A 303-nucleotide genomic window follows, 5' to 3' on the forward strand; every position below is an offset into this window, starting at 1 on the left:
ATCAGCTTGTGCGACTTGGCAAGATCGGCCAAGGCAGCGGCGCTGTCGGGAAAGCCTTTCCAAACGCTGGCTGAATCGCGCAGGCGGACACCGTATTTCTCCTCGGCCGGCAGGCCGAGCCGTGGGGCGATGACCATGTAGACGCGCACGAGATCGTCCGGGAACAACCCGACGCCGGGCATGTAACGGGCGTGCCGATAGAGCGCCAGCGCTTCCTCTCCGTCGATGGCCACGCCGGCCTCGGCGGCAATGCCGGCCAGGCAGGCCGTGATACCGCCTTCGAAGTCGATCACCGTGCCGACC

Annotated in this window: 1 pseudogene; it reads right to left on the bottom strand. The window is 66.3% G+C overall.

Annotation, left to right across the window (positions count from 1 at the left end):
* A pseudogene (locus tag EN852_RS38815) lies at window positions 1–303 on the bottom strand (hydrolase); the annotation flags it as partial.

The sequence above is a fragment of the Mesorhizobium sp. M2E.F.Ca.ET.209.01.1.1 genome, from assembly GCF_004010375.2.
Lineage (GTDB): Bacteria > Pseudomonadota > Alphaproteobacteria > Rhizobiales > Rhizobiaceae > Mesorhizobium.